Raw genomic sequence first — 3,219 nt, forward strand, 5'->3', positions numbered from 1 at the left:
GTTGGTGGGTTGCGTCGTCCAGGCTGAGGAATTGGGGAATCATCGGGAGGTCTCCATGGTTGTGACGCTCGTTGTCTCCGGGGGCACGCCCTGCTGCTGAAGGAATTGCTGGGCCAGCGCGCGCAGCTGGTTCTCGCCTACGTCCAGACGCTCCACCAGGTGCTCCCCTGGGCTGCGCACGCCTTCGATCTGCTCGCGCTTCACCCCAGCACGTCCGACACAATGGGGTCGCTGCCGCTGTCGGAGAGCAGGAAGTACGCCATGACCGGCTCGGTCTGGCCGTCGCGGTGCACACGGCCGATGCACTGCTCATGCACACCGGGCGACCAGTCCAGCTCGCCGAACACCACCGTGCTGCACACGTGCTGCAGTCCGTCGATGCCCGCGCCAGAGCGGAGGCTGATCAGCATCACCTGGCTATCTCCGGCGATGAATGCCTCCTTCGCCGCCTGCTTCTGGCTCGGTGACTCGCTGCCGGTGTACATCACCGGGTTGTAGGCGGCCAGCTTCTCCTGCCAGATGCTGTACACCTCCCGGTGCCACCCGAACAGCAGCACTTTCTGACCGCTCTCCAGCAACAGCCTGACGAACTCGGCAACGTAAGGCGCCTTGGCTACGCCTGTCGCCTGCCGCAGCAGCCGGTCGAACTCGCCGGCGGCCTGCATCTTCTCGCCGCGGTACTGCTCGTTGGCCCGCAGGATGATCCGCGCCAGCGCTGCTGCATCGCCGGTGATCGCGTCCAGTGCCTTGGCGTCGGCCTCCACCTCGTGCGGAATCTTCGACAGCGCCGGCAGCTCGCGCCCTACTTCCTTACGCGTGCGACGCAGCATGATCCCCTGGCGCCGCAGGTATTGGCCGAACTGCTCGGCGTCCTGAAGCTTGGCCTTCTCGCCCGGCGCGGAGATGCACCACTCCCGGAGGAACTCGTCATAGGTGCCCAGGCAGCCCGGCAACAGCGGGTCGACCACATGGAAGAACTCGCACCCGTAGTTGTAGATCGGGGTGGCGGTCAGGCCCATACGCAGCCGCGCACGGCCGGCCAGGTGGCGGCAGGCGCTGTGAATGCTGCTGTCTGGGCTGCGCAGCTGCTGGCATTCCTCGAACACCACGTACTGCGCGATCTCGCCCAAGGTCTCGGCCCAGCCCCGGAGCTTGTGGTAGCTGACCAGGATCACGTCCGGCAGCGTGTCCCACAGATCGGTGACGCGCTGCCGGGGCTGCCGAACGAGCGGGTACGGCGATCCCTTGCGAATGTGATGCACGCGCAGCTGCGGAGCGAACTCGGCCAGCTTCTCGGGCCAGTGGTTCGGCAGCGCCGCCGGATACACCACCACCGCCGGCAGATTCCCCGGCGCGGCCATCGGGCAGATGCCGGTGACCGTCTTGCCGAGGCCCAGATCGTCCGCCAGCAGCAGGCCGCCACGGATGGACAGCTGCGCACCCGCCACGCGCTGGTACTCGCGCGGCGGCTTGGCCAGGGTGAACTCCGGGATCTGCACGCGGCCGGCCAACAGCTCGCCCAGGCTGCGCTCCATGTCCACATGCTCGTCAGCCAGCTGCTGCAGCGCGCGCTCGGTGTCTGCATCCATCGACAGCGGGTAGCGCTGCGTGAACCACTGCAGCTCCCGGCTGTTCTCTGGCGTGGCCGACAGGTCGATGTGCTCAGCGGCGTGCTGGCGCACGCGGGGAAACACGCGCTTCATGCGCGCGCGCACCTGCGGCTCGCAGATCACCCGCCAGGTGCTGCCGGCGGCGCTGTACAGGAGGGTTCCATAGGTCGTCTGCATCACAGTGCCTGCCTCTTCAGGCGGATGATGTTGAAGGGCTTGCCGTGCCATGCCGGCCGGGCCACCAGTGGACGGTCCCCCCAGCGTTCGGTGGTGACCAGCAGCACCCCGCGCACGTGCGGAAGGTTGATGTAGCGCCCAACCTGCCGCAGGGCATCGGCGAGCGAGCCGGCCACCTTCACCTCGATCACCAGGCCGTCCAGCCAGAAGTCAGCGCGGTTGCTGGCATCGAGCCGGTACTCGCGTACATGCGCATGGCCTGCGTTGTCCAGGACGGTGGCCAGAACCTCGTGCAGCTGGACCTCCGACCCGTAGCGATACCCGAAGCCGGCCAACAGCCGGCCAATACCCTTCAGCTGCAGCTGCTCTTCCATGGCAGTGCCCGGCTTGAGCGGTGCCACTTCCCGCTGGATGACGACTGGGCCGCCCATCACGGCACCTTCCTTCTCGCGGGAATCAACTCGACCAGTGCCCACGCCTGGTCGCTGACACGCCTCGACAGGGGCTTGGACTGACCACGCCCGGCGATGAACTCGACCGAGGTGATTGCATCGCTCAAGAGGTGGCGCAGTTGGGCCTCCTGCACCAGCACGTAGCCCTCGGGCGGCGTGAGGGCGGCGATGGCAGCGCGCGCCAGGTCCATCCAGCCTTCGACCTCGATGGGGGAGCAATCCGCCCATGTCCAGCCAGTCTGCGCCTGCTCCGACGCCTGCTGGGCCATCGCCACTCGCTCTACCAATTTGCGCTCATCCGCAATATGGTCAGCTGCAACTCCTCCGTCACCTCCCAGGCGTAAACCGGCCCCATGCTCCAGTGCATTCACTGCCGCGAGTCCTTCTCTGGGTTCGACCAGGTGCTGCCCTCGATCGACAGCTTCGGAATGCACTTCATTTGCCCCGTCTGCGGACGCCGCAACAACCTGAAGGTCGTCGGCCGAGACAGTGCAGGCATGAAAATCGTTCAGTGCCCTGAAACAGCGGTCGGCCGCCGCCGTGACCGCGACCCGCCCCTCACCTGAATTGCACCGGACGATGACCTCAGGGTCGGCGATGGTCGCGTTGTAGAGGCCGCGCGCAGCCTCATACAGCTCCCGCGCCCGCTTCTCGATGGCGTCCATCAGTGCCTCCCTTTGATTTCAGGAACCGGCTCAAACTGCTCGTAGGTGCCCTTGAACCGGCCCAGGTGGTCGCTGATCACCTCCATCCCGATTCCGCCCATGCACGGGACATCAAGAACAGACACGCGTGCGATCTCGCCCGCGAACAGGAACACGTCTGGATCTTCCTTCACCATGACCAACTGGCCCACGCGGAACACTTCGCTCATGCTCGCTGCTCCCAGCTGGCCGGGAGGCGCTGCACCTGGCCGCCGCGCGCCTCAAACTCCTCCACCGTCTCGACCGGGCCGCGGACCGTGACTCCGGGCTTCGCGC

5 protein-coding genes are annotated in these 3,219 nt (G+C 66.6%); all 5 read right to left on the bottom strand.

Annotation, left to right across the window (positions count from 1 at the left end; all coding sequences use genetic code 11):
* Positions 1 to 39 precede the first annotated feature (39 nt).
* From ACFQ6N_RS40120 to ACFQ6N_RS40140, 5 genes are read right to left on the bottom strand one after another with little or no spacing between them, the layout of a single operon-like run.
* Entirely contained in the window at positions 40 to 204 is a 165-nt protein-coding gene (locus tag ACFQ6N_RS40120) for a hypothetical protein (RefSeq protein WP_376576359.1), read from the bottom strand.
* A complete protein-coding gene (locus ACFQ6N_RS40125) occupies positions 201 to 1,787 on the bottom strand; it encodes an SNF2-related protein (RefSeq protein ID WP_380659107.1) in 1,587 nt (528 codons plus the stop codon). The genes ACFQ6N_RS40120 and ACFQ6N_RS40125 overlap by 4 nt, the downstream gene beginning before the upstream one ends.
* Positions 1,787 to 2,218 carry a hypothetical protein gene (locus ACFQ6N_RS40130; RefSeq protein WP_380659105.1) on the bottom strand — a complete coding sequence of 144 codons (432 nt, stop codon included), beginning with the start codon at positions 2,216 to 2,218 and terminating at the stop codon, positions 1,787 to 1,789. Before ACFQ6N_RS40130 ends, ACFQ6N_RS40125 begins: the two co-directional genes overlap by 1 nt.
* Positions 2,218 to 2,904: a hypothetical protein gene (locus ACFQ6N_RS40135; RefSeq protein WP_380659106.1), complete on the bottom strand. Its 687-nt coding sequence runs from the start codon at positions 2,902 to 2,904 to the stop codon at positions 2,218 to 2,220. Before ACFQ6N_RS40135 ends, ACFQ6N_RS40130 begins: the two co-directional genes overlap by 1 nt.
* Positions 2,904 to 3,113 (bottom strand): hypothetical protein, encoded by a 210-nt coding sequence (locus tag ACFQ6N_RS40140; RefSeq protein ID WP_164087181.1) that lies wholly within the window; start codon positions 3,111 to 3,113, stop codon positions 2,904 to 2,906. The genes ACFQ6N_RS40135 and ACFQ6N_RS40140 overlap by 1 nt, the downstream gene beginning before the upstream one ends.
* Positions 3,114 to 3,219 lie beyond the last annotated feature (106 nt).

Source organism: Kitasatospora sp. NPDC056446 (genome assembly GCF_042796115.1).
Lineage (GTDB): Bacteria > Actinomycetota > Actinomycetes > Streptomycetales > Streptomycetaceae > Kitasatospora.

Excerpts from the sequence above, each read along its gene's own strand:
- ACFQ6N_RS40125 (WP_380659107.1), bottom strand. The coding sequence starts at position 1,787 with ATGCAGACGACCTATGGAACCCTCCTGTACAGCGCCGCCGGCAGCACC.
- ACFQ6N_RS40130 (WP_380659105.1), bottom strand. The coding sequence starts at position 2,218 with ATGGGCGGCCCAGTCGTCATCCAGCGGGAAGTGGCACCGCTCAAGCCG.
- ACFQ6N_RS40135 (WP_380659106.1), bottom strand. The coding sequence starts at position 2,904 with ATGGACGCCATCGAGAAGCGGGCGCGGGAGCTGTATGAGGCTGCGCGC.
- ACFQ6N_RS40140 (WP_164087181.1), bottom strand. The coding sequence starts at position 3,113 with ATGAGCGAAGTGTTCCGCGTGGGCCAGTTGGTCATGGTGAAGGAAGAT.